The following is a 433-nucleotide window of genomic DNA, read 5'->3' as shown; positions in this document are numbered from 1 at the left end:
ATCGGCTCCGGAACGGTCACACTCACCTCTGTCGTAAGGTTAAGTTCCTCTTCCGGAGCCACAAGCATTGGACGAATCTCCACGAGGTATGTTCCCTTATCGGTATAGGTAACCTTGGCCCTGAACATGTCGTAGAGCCCATCCATCGAGAGCCCGTCTACCTCAATGAGGGCCACATTATGAGACTCGCCGATGAGACGGACCTGATCTTCTCTCACACCGAGGTCCTCAGGCCAGGTTTTCACGTCATCTTCAAGCGTGCGTTTAGTGTCCGGATTGTCTACGCCATGCTCCTTACCCAGTTCCTCGAGGAGCTCATCCGTGAACTCGGTCTTCGACCTAACATTCGCGATAAGGGGTCCATCCACACCGTCTGGAGCTTCGATTTGGATGTTCTCCGTGTACTTATTAGCGGTCGGCTTCTCCTGCGTTT

Annotated in this window: 1 protein-coding gene; it reads right to left on the bottom strand. The window is 53.3% G+C overall.

Translation table 11 applies throughout. The features are described from left to right. Positions 1-433, bottom strand: a 433-nt coding sequence (locus tag HMPREF3175_RS03900; RefSeq protein ID WP_176745124.1) for a hypothetical protein, incomplete at both ends; no start/stop codon positions are given.

Origin of the sequence: Arthrobacter sp. HMSC08H08 (assembly GCF_001807575.1) — a bacterium.
Taxonomy (GTDB): domain Bacteria; phylum Actinomycetota; class Actinomycetes; order Actinomycetales; family Micrococcaceae; genus Pseudoglutamicibacter; species Pseudoglutamicibacter albus.
Note: the sequence above shows the minus strand (reverse complement) of the source record. Positions and strands in the feature narration are given on the sequence as shown.